The following is a 17,364-nucleotide window of genomic DNA, read 5'->3' as shown; positions in this document are numbered from 1 at the left end:
GTGCCGCCGACGCTCATCTCATTCGCCATCGAGCCGCTGCTCGCGGACGGCGGCGTTGCGGAAAAACGCGGTGATGAGCTTGGCGCTGCCGTCCGGCTCGTCGCCGCCGGAGAAACCGCCGGGAATGACGATCATCTGTGCGGTCCTGACGGCAGCGGCAAAGCGCTCGACGCTGTCTGCGACATCGGCGCTCGTGAGGTTGCGGACGATGAATTGCTCGGCGTCCGCGCCTGCCTCCGAAAGCGCGCGCTGCGTGTCGTACTCGCAGTTCGTGCCGGGGAAAACGGGGATGAGCGCCTTCGGACGCACCTGCTTGACGGCGGGGGCGACGCGCGTCTTCGTTTCATGGGAAAAGCTCTCGACCGTGCCGCTGTCCCGCGTCTTTGTCGGGTAGACGGCTTCGAGCACGGCGTCGTTCAGCGCGGCAAGCTCTTCGATGGAGGCACTGTCCGCGCCGAGGGCAATGGCCTTTTCCGCTGTGGTGACGCCGATGCGCACGGCGTCGGAGACTTCATCGCTCAGCTCGGCGACAATCGCGCCTGGCATGGGGGCGAACCAGTCAAGCACCGTATTTTCCGCGGCGAAGCCGATCTCGTTGCCGAAGGACATCTTCATCACCGCCTCGGCAAGGCCGTTTTCGACCGCCCACGCACTCACGACCTTGCCCGCGCGCGCAAGCGCGGTGAAACGCTCCCACGCGGCGGTCTGCTGCTCGGGCGTTTTGCCTGCGAAGAGGTAGACGCCGTGGCCCACCGCCTTCAGGTCGGTCGTCAGCAGCTCGCCTTCGAGCAGCGGCGCGATGGCGAAGGAGATGAGCGTCGGCGGCACATCGCGGTCAAGAAAGCTGCCGGACATGGAGTCCTTGCCGCCGATGGCGGCGGCGCTCAGCTCCAACTGCGCGTCCAGCGCGCCGAGCAGCGCCGCGAAGGGCTTGCCCCAACGCGCGGGCTCATTGCGGAGCTTTTCAAAAAATTCTTGCAGGGAAAGATATGCCTTATGATAGTCTGCGCCTGCGGCGACGAGCTTGGCGACCGAGGTATAGACCGCGTCGTGCGCACCGCGATAGGGGTCGGCGCTCAGCGCGTCGGGGTCGCAGCCCCAGGCCATCACGCTGCCCTGCGCGGTCTTCTCGCCGGGGAGGACGGGCAGGAGCGCCGCCATCGCCTGCGCGGGGCTGCGCTGCGTCCTGCCGCCAAAGGGCATGAGGAGTGTCCCCGCGCCGACGGTGGAGTCGAAGCGCTCGACAAGGCCGCGGCGGGAGGCGCTCTTGAGGCTGCCCGCCATGCCGCGCAGCGTTTGAGCTGCGGCGGGAGCGGCACATTCCCTCGCGGGGACGGCGACGGAGGCGTGCTTCGTCGCGCCGTTGGTGTCGAGGAAGGCGCGGGAGAGGTCGGCGATCGTCTGTCCGCGCCAGCGCATGACCATGCGGGGGCTTTCGGTCACGACCGCCACGCGGTAGGCCTCTAAGTTTTCCGCCGCGGCAGCGGCGATGAATTTCGCCTCGTTCTCCGGTGCGACGACAACCGCCATGCGCTCCTGCGATTCGGAGATCGCAAGTTCCGTGCCGTCGAGGCCCTCGTACTTCCTGCGCACGGCGTCGAGGTCGATGATGAGTCCGTCCGCCAGCTCGCCGACCGCGACGGACACGCCGCCCGCGCCGAAGTCGTTGCAGCGCTTGATGAGGCGCGTGACCGCGCCGTCGCGGAACAGACGCTGGATCTTGCGCTCCTCGGGCGCATTGCCCTTTTGCACCTCGCTCGCCATCGTGGAAAGCGATTTCATATCGTGGCTCTTGGAGGAGCCGGTCGCGCCGCCGATGCCGTCGCGCCCCGTGCGCCCGCCGAGCAGGATGACCACATCACCCGGCGCGGGACGCTCGCGCACAACGTTGTCCGCGGGCGCGGCGGCGACGACTGCGCCGCACTCAAGGCGCTTGGCGACATAGCCCTCGTGGTACAGCTCCGCGATATGGCCGGTAGCAAGGCCGATCTGGTTGCCGTAGGAGGAATAGCCCGCCGCGGCGGTCTGCGCGAGCTTGCGCTGCGGGAGCTTGCCTGAAAGCGTTTCGGCAAGCTCCTTTCTCGGGTCACCGCCGCCCGTCACACGCATTGCCTGATGGACATAGGCACGGCCGGAGAGCGGGTCGCGGATGCAGCCGCCGATGCAGGTGGCCGCGCCGCCGAAGGGCTCGATCTCGGTGGGATGGTTATGCGTTTCATTCTTGAACATCAAAAGCCAGTCCTGCTCCTTGCCGTTCACCATGGCGGGCACATGGATGGAGCAGGCGTTGATCTCCTCGCTCTCGTCGAGCTCGGGGAGCAGCCCGCGGGCTTTGAGCGTCTTTGTGCCGATGGTCGCAATATCCATGAGCGTCTGCGGGCGCTTGGCAGCCCTCTCCGCGCCGTAGACCTCCTCGCGCGCAGCAAGATAGCGCGCATAGGCGCCCTTGACGGCGTCATCGTCGATGCGGATCTCGTCAAGGTGCGTGGAGAAGGTCGTGTGGCGGCAGTGGTCGGACCAGTAGGTGTCGACCACGCGCAGCTCGGTCACGGTGGGGTCGCGGTGCTCGGTCTCGCGGAAATAGTCTTGCAGCGCCTTGAGGTCGGCAATATCCATGGCAAGCCCCATAGAGGAGAGCAGTGCGGAGAGCCCGGCCTCGTCCATGGCGGTGAAGCCCTCGACGGACGAAACGCACTTCGGCTCGGCAAACTCCTCGGCGAGCGTTTCGGGCTTTTTAAGGCTCGCCTCGCGGCTTTCGACGGGGTTGATGACATAACGCTTGACCGCCTCGACATCGGCATCCGTCAGCATCCCATAGAGCGCGTAGACCTTCGCCGTGCGGATGCGCGGGCGCTCGCCTTGGCTCAGAAGCTGGATGCACTGCGACGCGCTGTCCGCGCGCTGGTCGAACTGACCGGGCAGGGGCTCGACGGCAAAGACCGCGCAGGCGTCCTGCGTGTCCGCCGCGTCGGACACAAGGTCCAGCGGCGGCTCGGAGAACACGCTCCTGCAGGCATTTTCAAAGAGAGGGGCCTCGATCCCCTCTACATCATAGCGGTTCCAGATACGCGCGGCGCGCAGGCCCTGCACGCCGAGAAAATCGCGGCAGTCCGTCAGCAGCGCCTCGCACTCGGGCGCGAGACCTTGCCGCTTTTCCACATAGGTCCGAAATACCATTTTATCCTCTTTCCTCCCGCGCCGCGAGCGCGGCGCTGCCGATGTCGCCGCGGCAGTATTTGTTGGCAAAATCTACGCCCTCCGCCAGATGGTACGCGTCCTCGACGGCGGCCCTCAGTGTGGGGGCGACGGCGGTGACGCCGAGCACGCGTCCGCCCGCGGTCAGGAGCGTATCGCTGTCCTTTTTCGCGCCCGCGACATAGCAGTGCGCGGCGGCCTCTTCGCTCATTGTGATGGGGAAGCCGCTCTCATACTTTTGGGGGTAGCCCTCGGACGCAAGCACGACACAGCAAGCAGAATCAGTCGAAAATTCCACGCTCACATCCGCGAGCGTACCGTTCGTCGTCGCCTGCATGACGGTGAGCAGGTCGCTTTTGAGCAGCGGCAGCACCGCCTGCGTTTCGGGGTCGCCGAAGCGGCAGTTGTACTCCACGACCTTCGGGCCGCTCTTGGTGAGCATCAGCCCGAAATAGAGGCAGCCGCGGAAGGGGCGGCCCTCGGCGCGCATCGCGCGGATCGTCGGCAGGAAAATATTCTCCATGCACTCCGCCGCAATTTCCTTTGTATAGTACGCGTTCGGCGCGACCGCGCCCATGCCGCCGGTATTGGGGCCTTTGTCACCGTCGAGCGCGCGCTTGTGGTCCATGGAGGAGACCATCGGCACGAGCGTTTCGCCGTCGGTGAAGCTCAGCACCGAGACTTCGGGACCCTCCATATATTCCTCGATGACGACGCGCGCGCCGCTCTGACCGAAGGTCTTATCCTCGATCATCGCGCGCACGGCGGCCTTCGCCTCCTCAACTGTCTGCGCGACGACGACGCCCTTGCCGAGCGCGAGGCCGTCCGCCTTGACGACGATGGGCGCACCCTCTGCGTCGATGTAGGCACAGGCGGAGGGCGCGTCGGTAAAGACGCGGTATTTTGCGGTGGGAATGTTGTATTTTTGCATCAAGTCCTTTGCAAACGCCTTGCTCGCCTCGATGACGGCGGCCTTTTTGTCAGGGCCGAAGCAGGGGATGCCCGCCTCGCTCAGCGCGTCGACCGCGCCGAGGGCGAGGGGGTCATCGGGCGCGACGACGGCATAATCAATGCCGTGCGCCTTGGCAAATTCGACCTGTGCGGGGATGTCCTTCGCGCCGATCTCACTGACGCAGACCGCGTCGGCGGCGATGCCGCCGTTGCCGGGCAGACAGTAAATTTTCTCGACCGCGGGGTTTTCCTTCAGCTTTTTAATGATGGCGTGTTCGCGGCCGCCGCCGCCGATGACCATGAGCTTCATGGAGAAATTCCTCCTTGCTTAATGATGGAACAGGCGCATACCCGTGAACGTCATAGTGATGCCGTATCTGTTTGCCGTCTCGATGACATTGTCGTCGCGGATCGAGCCGCCCGGCTCGACGATGTAGGAAGCGCCGCTCTTGCGCGCGCGCTCGACATTGTCGCCGAAGGGGAAAAAGGCGTCCGAGCCGACGGTCACGCCGCGCTGCTGCGCGAGCCAAGCGCGCTTTTCCTCGCCCGTGAGCGCCTCGGGGCGCTCCTGAAAGACGCGCTGCCACGCGCCGTCGGCAAGCACATCGTCGCACTCGTCGGAGAGGTAGACATCGATAGCGTTGTCGCGGTCGGGACGGCGGATGTCGTCCACGAACGAGAGGGCGAGCACCTTCGGATGGCGGCGGAGATACCAGTTGTCCGCCTTCTGTCCCGCAAGTCGGGTGCAGTGGATGCGGCTTTGCTGGCCCGCGCCCACGCCGATGGCTTGACCGTCTTTCACATAGCAGACGGAGTTGGACTGGGTGTATTTGAGCGTGATGAGGGCAAGGAGCATATCGCGCTTTGCGCCCTCGGGCAGGTCTTTATTTTCGGTGACGATGTTCGTGAGCAGGCTCTCATCGATTTTGCAGTCGTTGTGCCCCTGCTCAAAGGTGATGCCGAAAACATCCTTCTGCTCCAGCGGCGCGGGAGTGTAGGCGGGGTCGATCTGCACGATGTTGTATTTGCCGCCCTTTTTCGTCTTTAAGATGGCAAGCGCCTCGTCGCTGTAAGCAGGGGCGATGATGCCGTCGGAAACCTCGTTTTTCAGATACGCGGCGGTGGCGGCGTCGCACTCGTCGGAGAGTGCCGCCCAGTCGCCGTAGGAGCAGAGGCGATCCGCGCCGCGGGCGCGGATGTAGGCACAGGCGATGGGGGAGAGCGCCGCATCAAGCGCGACGAAATAGACCCTTTTGTCCACCTCGTCGAGCGGCAGGCCGAGCGCCGCGCCCGCGGGGGAGACATGCTTGAAGCTCGCCGCGGCGGGAAGGCCCGTCGCCTCTTTCAATTCGCGCACGAGCTGCCACGAGTTGAAGGCGTCGAGTAGGTTGATGTAGCCGGGCTTGCCGTTGAGAACCGTAAAGGGAAGGGCTGCGCCGTTTTTCATGAAAACGCGCGCGGGCTTCTGGTTGGGGTTGCAGCCGTATTTGAGTTCCAGCTCGTTCATGTCGTCCTCCTCAGTCGCCTGAATTTTTGTTGAACAGCTTCACTTCGCCGTTCACGTTCGCATAAAGGGACACCTTATTGTCCGCGTTGAGCGCCGCCCAGACTTCTTCGGGCGAGGGGACGCTCGCCTCCATCGGCTCACCCGTAAAGGTGGGCAGGGGGTTTCCGTCCCCCTGATAGGTGCTGATGAAATAGCCCTTGCCCTCGTCGCAGCCTTCGTAGCAGAAGAACTCGCGCAGACAGCGCCCATCCTTACGCTTGAGGATGGACAGCTCGAAGGAGCCGTCCTCGTGCATGATGGCGGAGATGCGCGGCGTCCAGTTCGGCTCGTCCGGCTCGTATTCGCGTGTCATGAGACCGCGGCGAAAGTCGCCGTGCTGGCAGATGGTGTCGGTCTGGTCGCCGTTCGTCACGACGAGGTCGCGCCCCATCGTGCGCACGGGATGATAGATGATGAGGCTGGGGTCAGAGAGCTTGGCGGGGTCGTGCGCCTCGGTGCGGATGCCGTCCTCGGTCTTGACAAAGACGCGGTTGCGGCTGTTCTCGCTGCGCCCCATGATGAAATAATACACACAGCGGCGTCCGACAAGGATGCCGCGGCCGGGATAAGAGGTCGCCTTTAAAAACTCCAGAAAATCAGTCATTTTTCTGCTCCTTCTCTCTTACGATCTCTGCGCAGACGCGCTCTGCCGCAAGCGGCAGCAACTGCCATTCCGCCTGCTCCATCACACGCCGCTGTATCGTTTCGGGCGTGTCGCTCGGCGCGATCTCCACCGCCTTTTGCAGCAGGATCTCGCCGCCGTCGGGAATTTCGTTTACAAAGTGTACCGTCGCGCCCGTGACCTTCACGCCGCGCGCGAGCGCGGCCTCGTGTACCCTCAAGCCATACATCCCCTTGCCGCAGAAGGCGGGGATCAGGGACGGATGGACATTCAGGATGCGCCGCGGCCACTGCTTTGTAAATTCTGCGCTGAGGATGACCGTAAAGCCTGCGAGGAGAATGAGGTCGATCTTCTGCTCGCGCAGCAGCACGGAAAGCTCGTTTTCAAACGGCTTCTGCCCGCAGGCGGGCGAGAGCACGCGTGCCGCAACACCCGCGTTTTCCGCCCGCGTGAGCGCATAGGCCCCCGCGCGGGAAGAAACGACCAGCACGATCTCGCCGTGCGGCATTTTTCCGTCGCGCTGCGCGTCGAGCAGCGCCTGCAAATTCGTGCCGCCGCCGGAGACCAGCACGGCGATGCGGGCGGGTGTCAGCATAGCGCCACCTTTTCCTCGCCCGATACGATCTCACCGATGACGCCCGCTTCCTGACCGAGAGAATGCAGCGCGGCGAGCGCCTTATCGGCGCTGTCTCTTGCAGTGACGAGCACCATGCCCGTGCCCATGTTGAAGGTGTTGAACATATCGCGCTCCGAGATGCCGCCCATGCGCGCGAGCAGGGGGAAGATGGGCGGGATGTGCAGCGCTTTCTTTTCGATCTTCGCGCACAGGCCGTCGGGAATGCAGCGCGGAATGTTCTCATAAAAGCCGCCGCCAGTGATGTGGCTGATGCCGCGGACATCGGCGGCCTCAACGGCCGCTAACACAGGACGGACATAGATCTTCGTCGGGCGTAGCAGCTCCTCGCCGAGCTCGCAGCCCAGCTCGCCGTAATACTGCCCGAGGTCGGCGTTCTCCACATCGAACACCTTGCGCACGAGCGAGTAGCCGTTGGAGTGCAGTCCGCTGGAGGGCAGCCCGATGACCACATCCCCCGGCTGCATTTTGTTCTTGTCCAGAATTTTGTCACGGTCCACGACGCCCACGGCAAAGCCCGCAAGGTCATAATCGTCCGGCTTCATCGTGCCGGGGTGCTCAGCAGTCTCGCCGCCGATGAGCGCGCAGCCCGCGCGCACACAGCCCTCGGATACGCCCGAGACCAGCGACACGACCTTTTCCGGGATGTTCTTGCCGATGGCGATGTAGTCGAGGAAGAACAGCGGCTTCGCCCCGCAGCAGATAATGTCGTTGACGCACATCGCCACGCAGTCGATGCCGACGGTGTTGTGACGATCCATGAGCTGCGCGATGCGCTGTTTGGTGCCCACGCCGTCCGTGCCGGAGACCAGCACAGGCTTTTCAAGCCCGTGCAGGTCCAGCGAGAAAAGCCCGCCGAAGCCGCCGAGATCGGAGATCACATCGGCTGTGAGCGTGCGCTGTACATAGCGGTTCATCATTTTTACGCCCTGATAGCCCGCCTCGATGTCAACGCCGGCGGCCGCGTATGCTTCCGAGTGAGAGATGCCCATAATGTCATTCCTTTCCGGTCCAGCAGTAGGTGCAGACCTTGTCCCTGTCAAGACCGATCGCCTCCAGCAGCCCGTCAAGGGACTGATAGGAGAGTGAATCAAAGCCGAACTGTGCGCAGATCTCGTGCAGCAGGCATTTTCCGCGCTCGGTGCGGCTGTCGGCGTATTCCTCCAGATGCTTTTGGCCCTCGTTGCCCTCCAGCTCCTGCACCATGCGGCGCGCGAGCAGGTCCATGGCGCTGTTGCCGCGCGAAAAGTTCAGGTAGCGGCAGGGGTACATGATGGGCGGGCAGGCCGAGCGCATATGGACCTCCGCCGCGCCGGTGCTGTATAAAAAATCCACGGTCTCGCGCAGCTGCGTGCCGCGCACGATGGAGTCATCCACAAACAGCAGCTTCTTTCCCTCGATCAGCTCCGGCACGGGGATCTGCTTCATGCGCGCCACTCTGCTGCGCACCTGCTGATCCTCCGGCATGAAGGAGCGCGGCCAGGTCGGGGTGTATTTCACAAAGGGACGCGCAAGGGGCTTGCCGCTGTGGTTGGCATAGCCCATGGCGTGCGGCACGCCGGAATCTGGCACGCCGGCGACGAAATCCACCTCGGGCACGCCGCCGCGCTCCGCCTCATCCCGCGCCATGATCGCGCCGTTGCGGTAGCGCATCAGCTCCACATTCACACCCTCGTAGTTAGAGTTCGGGTAGCCGTAATAGGTCCACAAAAAGGCGCAGATCTTCATCTGCTTCCCTGCGGGAGAGAGTGTTTGGAAGCCCTTGGCGTTCAGCCGGACGATCTCCCGCGGCCCCAGCTCATAGGCGTCCTGATAGTCGAGCTTATGATAGGCGAAGGACTCGAACGATACGCAGTAGCCGTCCTCGCGCTGTCCGATCAGCACAGGGAGGCGTCCCATGCTGTCACGCGCGGCGATCAGCTCTCCTTCCTCGGTCAAAATCAGGATCGTCATGGAGCCGTCGATGACCTCCTGCGCGTGGAGGATGCCGGAGACAAGGTCGTTTTCCTGATTGATGAGCGCGGCGGTCAGCTCGGTGACATTCACGCGGCCGCTGCTCAGCGTCAGAAATTGCTGGCCCTTGTCGGAGAGATAAGTCTTCACCAGCTCGTCAGTGTTGTTGATGATGCCGACCGTCACGATGGCGTACAGGCCCAGATGGGAGCGCACGAGCAGCGGCTGAGGGTCGCTGTCGCTGATGCAGCCGAGCCCCGCGTGGCCGCGGAAGTCCGCGAGGTCCCGCTCAAACTTCGTCCGAAAGGGCGTATTTTCAATGTTGTGTATTTGGCGCTGGAAGCCCTCCTTCTTGTCAAAGAGCACCATTCCGCCGCGGCGCGTGCCGAGGTGAGAATGATAGTCCGTGCCGAAGAAGACATCCAGCGCGACATCGCGGTCCGAGACCGCGCCGAAAAAGCCCCCCATTACGCAAAGAACAGCTCGGAGAGCGTCATGGGGTCGATGTACTTTCCGTCCCGATAGACGCGCATATTGCCGGAGGAGATCTCGTCGATCAGCATCACGCTGCCATCCGGCGCGTAGCCGTACTCAAACTTGATGTCATAGAGGACAAGGCCCTTTTCGCGCAGGTCGTCCGCGACGACCTCGGTGATCTTCTGCGTCATGGCCTTGATGTCGTCATACTGCTGCTCGGTCATCACGCCCAGCGCCACAAGGCCGTCCTTCGTCACCAGCGGATCGCCCAGCGCGTCATTTTTGAAGGTCGTCTCCACATAGGCGGGCAGGTCGGCGCCCTCTTCAATGTACTCACCGTAGCGGCGGCGGAAGCTCCCCACCGCCTTGAGGCGGCAGATGACCTCCAGCCCGTGGCCGAAGACTTTCGCGGGCAGGACCTCCATCGTGGTCTCCTTCAGATCCGCGGAGACATAGTGCGTGCGGATGCCGGCGGCGTTGATCTTTTCAAAAAAGTGCTTGGTCATGCGCAGGTTGACATTGCCCACGCCCTCGATGGTCAGGCCCACGCTGTTCTCGCCGGGGTCAAACACGCCGTCCTTGCCCGTGCAGTCATCCTTGAACCTGAGCAGGTAGTTGCCGTTGTCCAGTGCGAATACATTCTTGGTCTTTCCGGTATATACGAGTTTCATTGCTTTCAGCTCTCCTTTTATTTCTTGAAGTGTATTCCTTATTTACTGATAAAGCGCCCGAACCTCTTCGTCCGCGCGCAGCACGGCGTCCCGCTCCCGCGTCCGCGCCTCGTCCAGCTTTTGGGCGAGCTCCGCGTCGGAGACCGCCATGATCTGCACCGCCAGCAGCGCGGCGTTCTTCCCGCCGTCCACTGCCACCGTCGCCACAGGGATGCCGCTCGGCATCTGCACGGTGGAGAGCAGTGCGTCCATGCCGTCAAGCTTCGTCCCGCTGCACGGCACGCCGATCACCGGCAGCGTGGTGTTTGCCGCCATCGCGCCGGCAAGATGCGCCGCCATGCCGGCGAACGCGAGGATAACAGAAAATCCGCCCTCCCGAGCCGACGCGGCAAATTCCCTTGCCTCATTCGGACAGCGGTGAGCGGATAATACGCGCACTTCCATCTGGACACCGTAGTCTCGCAATACGCCTACGGCCTTCTCCGCGACGGGCAGATCACTCTTGCTGCCCATAACGATCGCAACCTTTCTCATTTGCGTTCCCTCCCTCAAACATAAAAATAGGTGCTCCGCTGCCCTTTGCAGTTGGAGTGCCCGGACGGTCGGCCTCTGAAACGCGCCGCCTCAGAGCGATGCTCCCTGTTCCCCCGTGGTAGCCCACATTCTGTCAGTTACAAGGGGCTCAACTTGAATTCAGTGTACCATACGCCCGGCTTTTCGTCCATTCCGCAAAAAGGAGAAAGAAGATAGAAAATCTTAGCTATATTTGTATCGTTATGACAATTCATAAGATACGCTTATATCGCGTCTTGAGAAAACTTATCGCCGAAAAACCATTTTTTTGTCTTGACAAGGCGATCCTCGCGTGGTATTCTATCAAAAACTTGAGGAAAGAGAGGCGATCGTCGTGACCGTGGTTTTGAAGGGTGCGCAGGTGTTCCACCGAGGTGCTTTCAGCGGCGGTGATGTTTCCGTTTCCTTTGGGGATCGTGTTTTTTGCAAGGATATTGTTTTTCCTTCGTCCCTGAATGTTTCTTCCTTTACCATATTACCCGGTTTCGTTGATGTGCATGTGCATCTTCGGGAGCCGGGTTTTTCTTATAAGGAGACCATCCGCACCGGCTCTTTAGCGGCGGCCCACGGCGGCTATACCGCCGTGGGCGCCATGCCGAATCTGAACCCTGTGCCGGACAGCATGGAGACGCTGCAAATGGAGCTGGACGCCATTCAAAAAGACGCCGTGATTCGCGTTCTGCCCTACGGGGCCATCACGAAAGGCGAGCAGGGCAGGGAACTGGCGGACTTGGATGCCATGGCCCCCTATGTGGTGGCTTTCTCCGACGACGGAAAGGGCGTTCAGGATCGTGAAATGATGCGCCGCGCCATGCTGGAGGCCAAGCGCCTTGGCAAGCTGATCGTGGCCCACTGCGAGGACAATTCTCTGCTGCGGGGCGGCTACATCCACGACGGCGCCTATGCCCGCGCCCACGGACATCGGGGTATCTGCTCCGAGAGCGAGTGGCGGCCCATCCAGCGGGATCTGGAACTGGTGCGGGAGACAGGCTGCGGCTATCACGTCTGCCACATCTCCACCAAGGAGAGCGTCGCACTCATCCGCAAGGCCAAGGCCGAGGGCCTGAATGTCACCTGCGAGACCGGCCCCCACTACCTGCTGCTGGACGATTCCTGCTTGCAGGAGGACGGCCGTTTCAAAATGAACCCGCCCCTCCGGGACAAGGCGGATCGGGAAGCCCTGTTGGAGGGTTTGGCGGACGGAACCATCGACATGATCGCCACGGATCACGCCCCCCACAGCGCCGAGGAAAAGGGCGGGGGACTGGAAAAAAGCGCCATGGGCATCGTGGGACTGGAAACGGCCTTCCCGCTGCTCTATACGTATTTGGTAAAGCCCGGCGTCATTTCCTTTGCCCGCTTGATGGAACTGCTCCATGACGCGCCCTGCCGCCGCTTCGGCATTGCGCCGGCCACCGGCTTTACCGTGTTTGATTTGAACCGTACCTATCCGATCGACCCCGCTGAATTTCTGTCCATGGGCCGGGCCACGCCCTTTGCGGGCTGGAGTGTACAGGGCCGCTGCCTGCTGACAGCCATGGACGGGCAGGCGGTCTGGTATGATAAGACCTTGCTGGAGGGGGAGGACGCCGAATGAAGGAGACACTGCTGACTGTTTTGGAAAATACCCGGCTGGCAGACGGCATCTACCGTCTGCGGCTGGCGGGGGACACCTCTGCCATCACCGCACCGGGGCAGTTCGTGAATTTGAAGCTCTCAGGTTTTTTCCTCCGCCGCCCCATCTCCGTGTGCGATTGGGAGAACGGGGAAGTGACCCTGATTTATAAGGTTTTGGGCCATGGCACCGAGGCCATGACGGGCATGGCTGTCGGCACGGCGCTGGATGTGCTGACGGGCCTTGGCAACGGCTTTGACTTGTCCCGCAGTGGGGAACACCCCCTGCTGGTGGGCGGCGGCGTGGGTATCCCGCCGCTGTATGGCCTTGCCAGGCGGCTGACCGCACAAGGTAAGCGCGTCACCGCCGTGCTGGGCTTTAACCGAAAATCCGAGATTTTTTTAGCGGAGGAATTTCGGGCGCTGGGTACGGAGGTCGTCATCGCCACCGCCGATGGCAGCGTCGGTCTCAAGGGCCTTGTGACCGACGGCATGGCCGCCGTGTCCGACTATACCTATCTCTACACCTGCGGCCCGGAGCCGATGCTCAAGGCGGTGTACGCTGATTGCAAGACCTCCGGCCAGTTCAGCTTTGAGGAGCGGATGGGCTGCGGCTTCGGCGCCTGCATGGGCTGCTCCTGCGAGACGAAATACGGCAATAAGCGCATCTGTAAGGATGGCCCCGTGCTGGAAAAGGAGGAGATCGTATGGTGAACACAAAAGTGACCCTCTGCGGCATTGAGATGGACAACCCCATCATCCCCGCCAGCGGCACCTTCGGCTTTGGCTATGAGTTCGCGGAGCTGTACGACATCAATATACTGGGTACCTTCTCCTTCAAGGGTACGACCCGGGAGCCCCGCTTCGGCAACCCCACGCCCCGCATCGCGGAGTACGCCGGCGGCCTGCTGAACGCGGTGGGTCTGCAAAACCCCGGCGTGGACGCGGTGATCGCAACGGAATTGCCAAAGCTCAAGCAGGTATTTCACAAGCCGGTGATGGCGAATGTCAGCGGCTTTTCCGCGGCGGAATACGCCGAGGTCTGCGAGAAGTTAGACGCGCAGGAGCAGGTGGGCTGGCTGGAGGTCAATATCTCCTGCCCCAACGTCCACGGCGGCGGCGCGGCCTTCGGCGCGGACCCCAAGTCCGCCGCCGAGGTGACGAAGGCTGTTCGGACGGTGACGAAAAAGCCCATCATTTTGAAGTTGTCCCCCACGGCGGCTGATATTGCCGCCGTTGCCAGAGCCTGCGAGGACGCGGGGGCTGACGGCGTGAGCCTGATCAACACCCTGCCGGGAATGCGCATCGACCTGAAACGCCGCCGTCCGCTGCTGGCCAACACCACTGGCGGTATGTCCGGCCCGGGAATGCTCCCGCTGGCGGTGCGGATGGTGTATCAGGTCTACGAGGCCGTTTCCATCCCCATCGTGGGTATGGGCGGCGTCACCACGGCGGAGGACGTTATCGAGCTGATGCTGGCGGGCGCCGCCGCCGTCGGCGTGGGCGCGGCGAACCTTGTGGAGCCGTATGCCTGCAAGACCATCATTGAAAATCTGCCTGCCGTGATGGAACGATACGGCATGGAAAATCTGACGGAGATCATAGGAGGAGCACATCATGGGTAAGGACGTTATCGTTGCGCTGGACTTCGACAGCAAGGAAAAGACACTGGCCTTTTTAGACCGTTTCACCGAGGAAAAGCCCTTTGTGAAGATCGGCATGGAGCTGTTTTACGCCGAAGGCCCCTCCATCGTGCGGGAGATCCGGGCCCGAGGCCACAAGATCTTCCTGGATCTGAAGCTGCATGACATTCCCAACACCGTGAAAAAGGCCATGGCGGCATTGTCTGCGCTGGATGTGGACATCGTGAACCTCCACGCCGCCGGTACCGCCGCCATGATGACCGCCGCGCTGGAGGGTCTGACGCGCCCCGACGGTACTCGGCCGCTGCTCATCGCCGTAACGCAGCTGACCTCAACGGATCAGGAGAGTATGGAGCGAGAGCTGCTGATTCATGTGCCGATGGAAAAGGTCGTGCTGCACTATGCCGAAAACGCCGCTGCGGCGGGGCTTGACGGCGTGGTCTGCTCACCGATGGAGGCAGGCGTTGTCCATGAGCGCTGCGGCAAGGACTTCCTCACCGTGACCCCCGGTGTGCGCTTTGCCGACGGGGACGCGGGCGACCAGAAACGGGTCACCACGCCGGCCAAGGCCAAAGAACTTGGCTCCGACTACATCGTGGTGGGCCGTCCCATCACCCAGGCGGAGGACCCCGTGGCTGCCTACCGCCGCTGCCGAGAGGAGTTCGTGGGCTGATGCGCTGGGATACGGTCCTTTTTGATCTGGACGGAACGGTGACGGATTCGCAGGAGGGCATTGTGAACTCGGTGTCCTATGCGTTGAAGCGTCTTGGCCGGGGGGTCCCCTCTCCAGACATGCTGACCACCTTTGTCGGTCCGCCTCTCCACGAAAGCTTCCCTGCGCTCTGCGGGATGAATGAAGAGGAAACAGAGCGGGCGATCCGCGAGTTCCGCATTTATTTTGAACGCTACGGTTGGGCGGAAAACGCCCCTTATGCCGGAATGGCCGAGTTGCTTGCAAGCCTGTGCGCAGCGGGACTGCGGCTGGTGATTGCAACGTCGAAGCCGGAGGAATTTGCGCGGAGAGTTTTGCGGCATTTTGAGCTGGCGCAGTATTTTGATGACATCTGCGGCTCCCGTCTGGAGGATAAGTCCAGCGCGGACAAGGCGAGCGTCGTGCGCACGGCGCTCATGCGCGCCGATGTGACGGGACACGCCGTCATGGTCGGCGACCGCCGCCACGACATATACGGGGCGCACGCCAACGGCCTTGAGGCAATCGGCGTACTCTACGGCTACGGCAGCCGCGAGGAGCTGACCGCCGCCGGGGCGGAGCATCTTGCCGCCGATCTCAACGAGCTGAAAGCAATTCTGCTTCAGGAATAAAAAACAACGGGAGGAACATGGATATGGACATCAGCAGCAGGGTCGCTCAAGGCCTGCTCTCCATCGGCGCGGTCTTTCTGCGCCCGCAGGAGCCGTTTACCTGGGCGAGCGGCATCAAAAGCCCGATCTATTGCGATAACCGCCTCATTCTCACCGCCCCCGCCGTGCGCGATACAGTCGAGCGCGCCATCGCGGACACGGTACACCGTGAGTTTCCGCAGGCGGAGGTTTTGATGGGCACCGCCACGGCGGGCATCGCCCACGCCGCCATCGCCGCGCATCTGCTCGGCCTGCCCATGGGCTATGTGCGCTCGGGCAGCAAGGACCACGGCAGAAAAAATCAGATTGAGGGCAGGCTCGAGGCGGGGCAGAGGGTCGTCGTGATCGAGGACCTCATCTCCACCGGCGGCAGCGTGCTGGATACGGTCGCGGCGCTGCGCGAGGCAGGCGCCGAGGTGCTGGGCGTCGTGAGCATCTTCACCTACGGCATGAAAAAGGGCGTTGAGCGCATGATCGAGGCGAAGGTCAAGAGCGTGAGCCTGACAAATCTGGATACCATCGCCCGCGTGGGCGCAGAGGAGCATTACATCACCGAGGCGGACGTTGCGCGGCTGCTGGCCTTCCGCGATGACCCCGCCGACGAAAGCTGGATCAAAAAAGGAGGAACAAACTGATATGAAAAGCCTGATCGATATTCTGGAGCTCTCCGAGCAGGAGATCATGGAGCTGGTGAATACCGCCTGCGACATCATCGACCACCCCGCCGAATACGCGCACAAGTGCGACGGCAGAATCCTCGCGACCCTCTTCTTCGAGCCCTCCACCCGCACCCGTCTGAGCTTTGAGAGCGCGATGCTCTCCCTCGGCGGGCAGGTGCTCGGCTTCTCGGAGGCGAAAAGCTCGTCCGCCGCCAAGGGCGAGAGCGTGGCGGACACGATCCGCACCGTGAGCTGCTACAGCGACATCATCGCCATGCGCCATCCCAAGGAGGGCGCGCCGCTGGTCGCCTCCATGCACTCGCTCGTGCCCGTCATCAACGCCGGCGACGGCGGCCACAACCACCCCACGCAGACGCTGACCGACCTTCTGACCATCCACCGCGAGATGGGGCGCTTTGAAAACCTCACGGTGGGCCTCTGCGGCGACCTCAAATTCGGCCGCACGGTACACTCCCTCGTCGCCGCGATGAGCCGTTACACCGGCATCCGCTTCGTGCTCATCTCCCCCGAGGAGCTCAAGCTGCCGCGCTATGTCAAGGAGCAGTACATCAAGGCCAAGAACATCCCTTACACGCAGTCCACCGACCTCGAGACCGTCATGCCGGAGCTGGACATCCTCTACATGACGCGCGTGCAGCGCGAGCGCTTCTTCAACGAGGAAGACTATCTGCGCCTCAAGGACAGCTACATCCTCACGTCCGACAAGCTCAGGGGCGCGAAGGAGTCTCTTCGCATCCTGCATCCGCTGCCGCGTGTGAACGAGATCTCCGTCGCCGTGGACGACGACCCGCGCGCGTGCTACTTCAAGCAGGTGCAGTACGGCAAGTACATCCGCATGGCGCTGATCCTCAAGCTGTTGGAAATCAAGTGAGAAAGGAAGTGCGACACAATGATCATTGACTCTATTCAAAACGGCATCGTCATCGACCACATCACCGCGGGAAAATCCATGGAGCTCTATCAGATCCTCGGCCTCGATCAGCTTGACTGCACGGTGGCCATCCTCAAAAACGTTACGAGCGGCAAGCTCGGCTGCAAGGACATCATCAAGATCGACCGCGAAATGGACCTTGACTGGGACCTGATCGGCTACGTCGATCCGAGCATCACCGTCAACATCATCCGCGACGGGAAACTTGTGGAAAAGCGCACGCTCAAGCTGCCTGAGCGCATCCGCGGCGTGCTCAAGTGCAAAAACCCGCGCTGCATCACCTCCGTTGAGCAGGAGCTGCCGCAGGAGTTTGTGCTAACGGATCGTGAAAAGCGCGTTTACCGCTGCCGCTACTGCGAAACGCAGGCGGGTAAATAGGCTTTTGTAAGGCAGAAGTCGAGAAGATCCTGCTTGCAGAGAAGTATGCAGAATCAGACAAGCCTCGACGCACAGGGAGCCTCCTCTCAGCACGCTGTACTGTCCGGGCGCAAAGCCGAAGGCTTCAGATGCAC

Annotated in this window: 17 protein-coding genes and 1 riboswitch; of the genes, 8 read left to right on the top strand and 9 right to left on the bottom strand. The window is 62.3% G+C overall.

Going from position 1 to position 17,364, the window contains the following annotated elements; translation table 11 throughout:
- Positions 1–18: 18 nt before the first annotated feature.
- From LKD37_RS10465 to purE, 9 genes are read right to left on the bottom strand one after another with little or no spacing between them, the layout of a single operon-like run.
- Positions 19–3,177: a phosphoribosylformylglycinamidine synthase gene (locus tag LKD37_RS10465; protein ID WP_302929166.1), complete on the bottom strand. Its 3,159-nt coding sequence runs from the start codon at positions 3,175–3,177 to the stop codon at positions 19–21.
- A gap of 1 nt (position 3,178) precedes the next feature.
- On the bottom strand, positions 3,179–4,456 hold the full coding sequence (gene purD / locus LKD37_RS10460; protein WP_302929165.1) for a phosphoribosylamine--glycine ligase: 1,278 nt from the start codon (positions 4,454–4,456) through the stop codon (positions 3,179–3,181).
- An 18-nt stretch (positions 4,457–4,474) separates the two neighbouring features.
- A complete protein-coding gene (locus tag LKD37_RS10455) occupies positions 4,475–5,653 on the bottom strand; it encodes a phosphoribosylaminoimidazolecarboxamide formyltransferase (RefSeq protein WP_302929164.1) in 1,179 nt (392 codons plus the stop codon).
- A 10-nt stretch (positions 5,654–5,663) separates the two neighbouring features.
- A complete protein-coding gene (locus tag LKD37_RS10450) occupies positions 5,664–6,296 on the bottom strand; it encodes an IMP cyclohydrolase (RefSeq protein ID WP_302929163.1) in 633 nt (210 codons plus the stop codon).
- Positions 6,289–6,909, bottom strand: coding sequence for a phosphoribosylglycinamide formyltransferase (purN, locus tag LKD37_RS10445; RefSeq protein WP_302929162.1), 621 nt, complete (start codon positions 6,907–6,909; stop codon positions 6,289–6,291). Before purN ends, LKD37_RS10450 begins: the two co-directional genes overlap by 8 nt.
- Positions 6,903–7,940: a phosphoribosylformylglycinamidine cyclo-ligase gene (purM, locus tag LKD37_RS10440; protein ID WP_302929161.1), complete on the bottom strand. Its 1,038-nt coding sequence runs from the start codon at positions 7,938–7,940 to the stop codon at positions 6,903–6,905. Before purM ends, purN begins: the two co-directional genes overlap by 7 nt.
- A gap of 4 nt (positions 7,941–7,944) precedes the next feature.
- Positions 7,945–9,369 (bottom strand): amidophosphoribosyltransferase, encoded by a 1,425-nt coding sequence (locus LKD37_RS10435; RefSeq protein ID WP_302929160.1) that lies wholly within the window; start codon positions 9,367–9,369, stop codon positions 7,945–7,947.
- A complete protein-coding gene (locus LKD37_RS10430) occupies positions 9,369–10,049 on the bottom strand; it encodes a phosphoribosylaminoimidazolesuccinocarboxamide synthase (RefSeq protein WP_302929159.1) in 681 nt (226 codons plus the stop codon). The genes LKD37_RS10435 and LKD37_RS10430 overlap by 1 nt, the downstream gene beginning before the upstream one ends.
- Positions 10,050–10,091: 42 nt before the next feature.
- On the bottom strand, positions 10,092–10,583 hold the full coding sequence (gene purE, locus LKD37_RS10425; protein WP_302929158.1) for a 5-(carboxyamino)imidazole ribonucleotide mutase: 492 nt from the start codon (positions 10,581–10,583) through the stop codon (positions 10,092–10,094).
- 51 nt (positions 10,584–10,634) lie between these two features.
- Positions 10,635–10,734, bottom strand: a riboswitch (ZMP/ZTP riboswitch).
- A 180-nt stretch (positions 10,735–10,914) separates the two neighbouring features.
- On the opposite strand from purE, the gene LKD37_RS10420 reads away from it, so the two are divergent.
- From LKD37_RS10420 to LKD37_RS10385, 8 genes are read left to right on the top strand one after another with little or no spacing between them, the layout of a single operon-like run.
- A complete protein-coding gene (locus LKD37_RS10420) occupies positions 10,915–12,219 on the top strand; it encodes a dihydroorotase (protein ID WP_302929157.1) in 1,305 nt (434 codons plus the stop codon).
- Positions 12,216–12,950 carry a dihydroorotate dehydrogenase electron transfer subunit gene (locus LKD37_RS10415; protein ID WP_302929156.1) on the top strand — a complete coding sequence of 245 codons (735 nt, stop codon included), beginning with the start codon at positions 12,216–12,218 and terminating at the stop codon, positions 12,948–12,950. The genes LKD37_RS10420 and LKD37_RS10415 overlap by 4 nt, the downstream gene beginning before the upstream one ends.
- Positions 12,944–13,861 carry a dihydroorotate dehydrogenase gene (locus LKD37_RS10410; RefSeq protein ID WP_302929155.1) on the top strand — a complete coding sequence of 306 codons (918 nt, stop codon included), beginning with the start codon at positions 12,944–12,946 and terminating at the stop codon, positions 13,859–13,861. Before LKD37_RS10415 ends, LKD37_RS10410 begins: the two co-directional genes overlap by 7 nt.
- Positions 13,854–14,552 carry an orotidine-5'-phosphate decarboxylase gene (gene pyrF, locus LKD37_RS10405; protein WP_302929154.1) on the top strand — a complete coding sequence of 233 codons (699 nt, stop codon included), beginning with the start codon at positions 13,854–13,856 and terminating at the stop codon, positions 14,550–14,552. Before LKD37_RS10410 ends, pyrF begins: the two co-directional genes overlap by 8 nt.
- Positions 14,552–15,202: an HAD-IA family hydrolase gene (locus LKD37_RS10400; protein ID WP_302929153.1), complete on the top strand. Its 651-nt coding sequence runs from the start codon at positions 14,552–14,554 to the stop codon at positions 15,200–15,202. The genes pyrF and LKD37_RS10400 overlap by 1 nt, the downstream gene beginning before the upstream one ends.
- A gap of 23 nt (positions 15,203–15,225) precedes the next feature.
- Positions 15,226–15,876, top strand: a complete 651-nt coding sequence (pyrE, locus tag LKD37_RS10395) for an orotate phosphoribosyltransferase (protein WP_302929152.1) — start codon at positions 15,226–15,228, stop codon at positions 15,874–15,876.
- Position 15,877: 1 nt separating this feature from the next.
- Positions 15,878–16,792 carry an aspartate carbamoyltransferase gene (gene pyrB / locus LKD37_RS10390; protein ID WP_302929151.1) on the top strand — a complete coding sequence of 305 codons (915 nt, stop codon included), beginning with the start codon at positions 15,878–15,880 and terminating at the stop codon, positions 16,790–16,792.
- Between the two features lie 18 nt (positions 16,793–16,810).
- Complete coding sequence (locus LKD37_RS10385; protein ID WP_235254137.1) at positions 16,811–17,230, top strand: aspartate carbamoyltransferase regulatory subunit; 420 nt, start codon at positions 16,811–16,813, stop codon at positions 17,228–17,230.
- The last annotated feature ends 134 nt before the right edge of the window (positions 17,231–17,364 follow it).

The organism is Brotocaccenecus cirricatena (assembly GCF_020687045.1).
GTDB lineage: Bacteria > Bacillota > Clostridia > Oscillospirales > Oscillospiraceae > Vescimonas > Vescimonas cirricatena.
The sequence above is the reverse complement of the archived record's forward strand: the minus strand, read 5'-3'. Positions and strand labels throughout refer to the sequence as shown.

What these genes read in the sequence shown, in the direction of transcription:
- LKD37_RS10465 (WP_302929166.1), bottom strand. Translation starts at nt 3,177, where the DNA reads ATGGTATTTCGGACCTATGTGGAAAAGCGGCAAGGTCTCGCGCCCGAG.
- purD (WP_302929165.1), bottom strand. Translation starts at nt 4,456, where the DNA reads ATGAAGCTCATGGTCATCGGCGGCGGCGGCCGCGAACACGCCATCATT.
- LKD37_RS10455 (WP_302929164.1), bottom strand. Translation starts at nt 5,653, where the DNA reads ATGAACGAGCTGGAACTCAAATACGGCTGCAACCCCAACCAGAAGCCC.
- LKD37_RS10450 (WP_302929163.1), bottom strand. Translation starts at nt 6,296, where the DNA reads ATGACTGATTTTCTGGAGTTTTTAAAGGCGACCTCTTATCCCGGCCGC.
- purN (WP_302929162.1), bottom strand. Translation starts at nt 6,909, where the DNA reads ATGCTGACACCCGCCCGCATCGCCGTGCTGGTCTCCGGCGGCGGCACG.
- purM (WP_302929161.1), bottom strand. Translation starts at nt 7,940, where the DNA reads ATGGGCATCTCTCACTCGGAAGCATACGCGGCCGCCGGCGTTGACATC.
- LKD37_RS10435 (WP_302929160.1), bottom strand. Translation starts at nt 9,369, where the DNA reads ATGGGGGGCTTTTTCGGCGCGGTCTCGGACCGCGATGTCGCGCTGGAT.
- LKD37_RS10430 (WP_302929159.1), bottom strand. Translation starts at nt 10,049, where the DNA reads ATGAAACTCGTATATACCGGAAAGACCAAGAATGTATTCGCACTGGAC.
- purE (WP_302929158.1), bottom strand. Translation starts at nt 10,583, where the DNA reads ATGAGAAAGGTTGCGATCGTTATGGGCAGCAAGAGTGATCTGCCCGTC.
- LKD37_RS10415 (WP_302929156.1), top strand. Translation starts at nt 12,216, where the DNA reads ATGAAGGAGACACTGCTGACTGTTTTGGAAAATACCCGGCTGGCAGAC.
- LKD37_RS10410 (WP_302929155.1), top strand. Translation starts at nt 12,944, where the DNA reads ATGGTGAACACAAAAGTGACCCTCTGCGGCATTGAGATGGACAACCCC.
- pyrF (WP_302929154.1), top strand. Translation starts at nt 13,854, where the DNA reads ATGGGTAAGGACGTTATCGTTGCGCTGGACTTCGACAGCAAGGAAAAG.
- LKD37_RS10400 (WP_302929153.1), top strand. Translation starts at nt 14,552, where the DNA reads ATGCGCTGGGATACGGTCCTTTTTGATCTGGACGGAACGGTGACGGAT.
- pyrE (WP_302929152.1), top strand. Translation starts at nt 15,226, where the DNA reads ATGGACATCAGCAGCAGGGTCGCTCAAGGCCTGCTCTCCATCGGCGCG.
- pyrB (WP_302929151.1), top strand. Translation starts at nt 15,878, where the DNA reads ATGAAAAGCCTGATCGATATTCTGGAGCTCTCCGAGCAGGAGATCATG.
- LKD37_RS10385 (WP_235254137.1), top strand. Translation starts at nt 16,811, where the DNA reads ATGATCATTGACTCTATTCAAAACGGCATCGTCATCGACCACATCACC.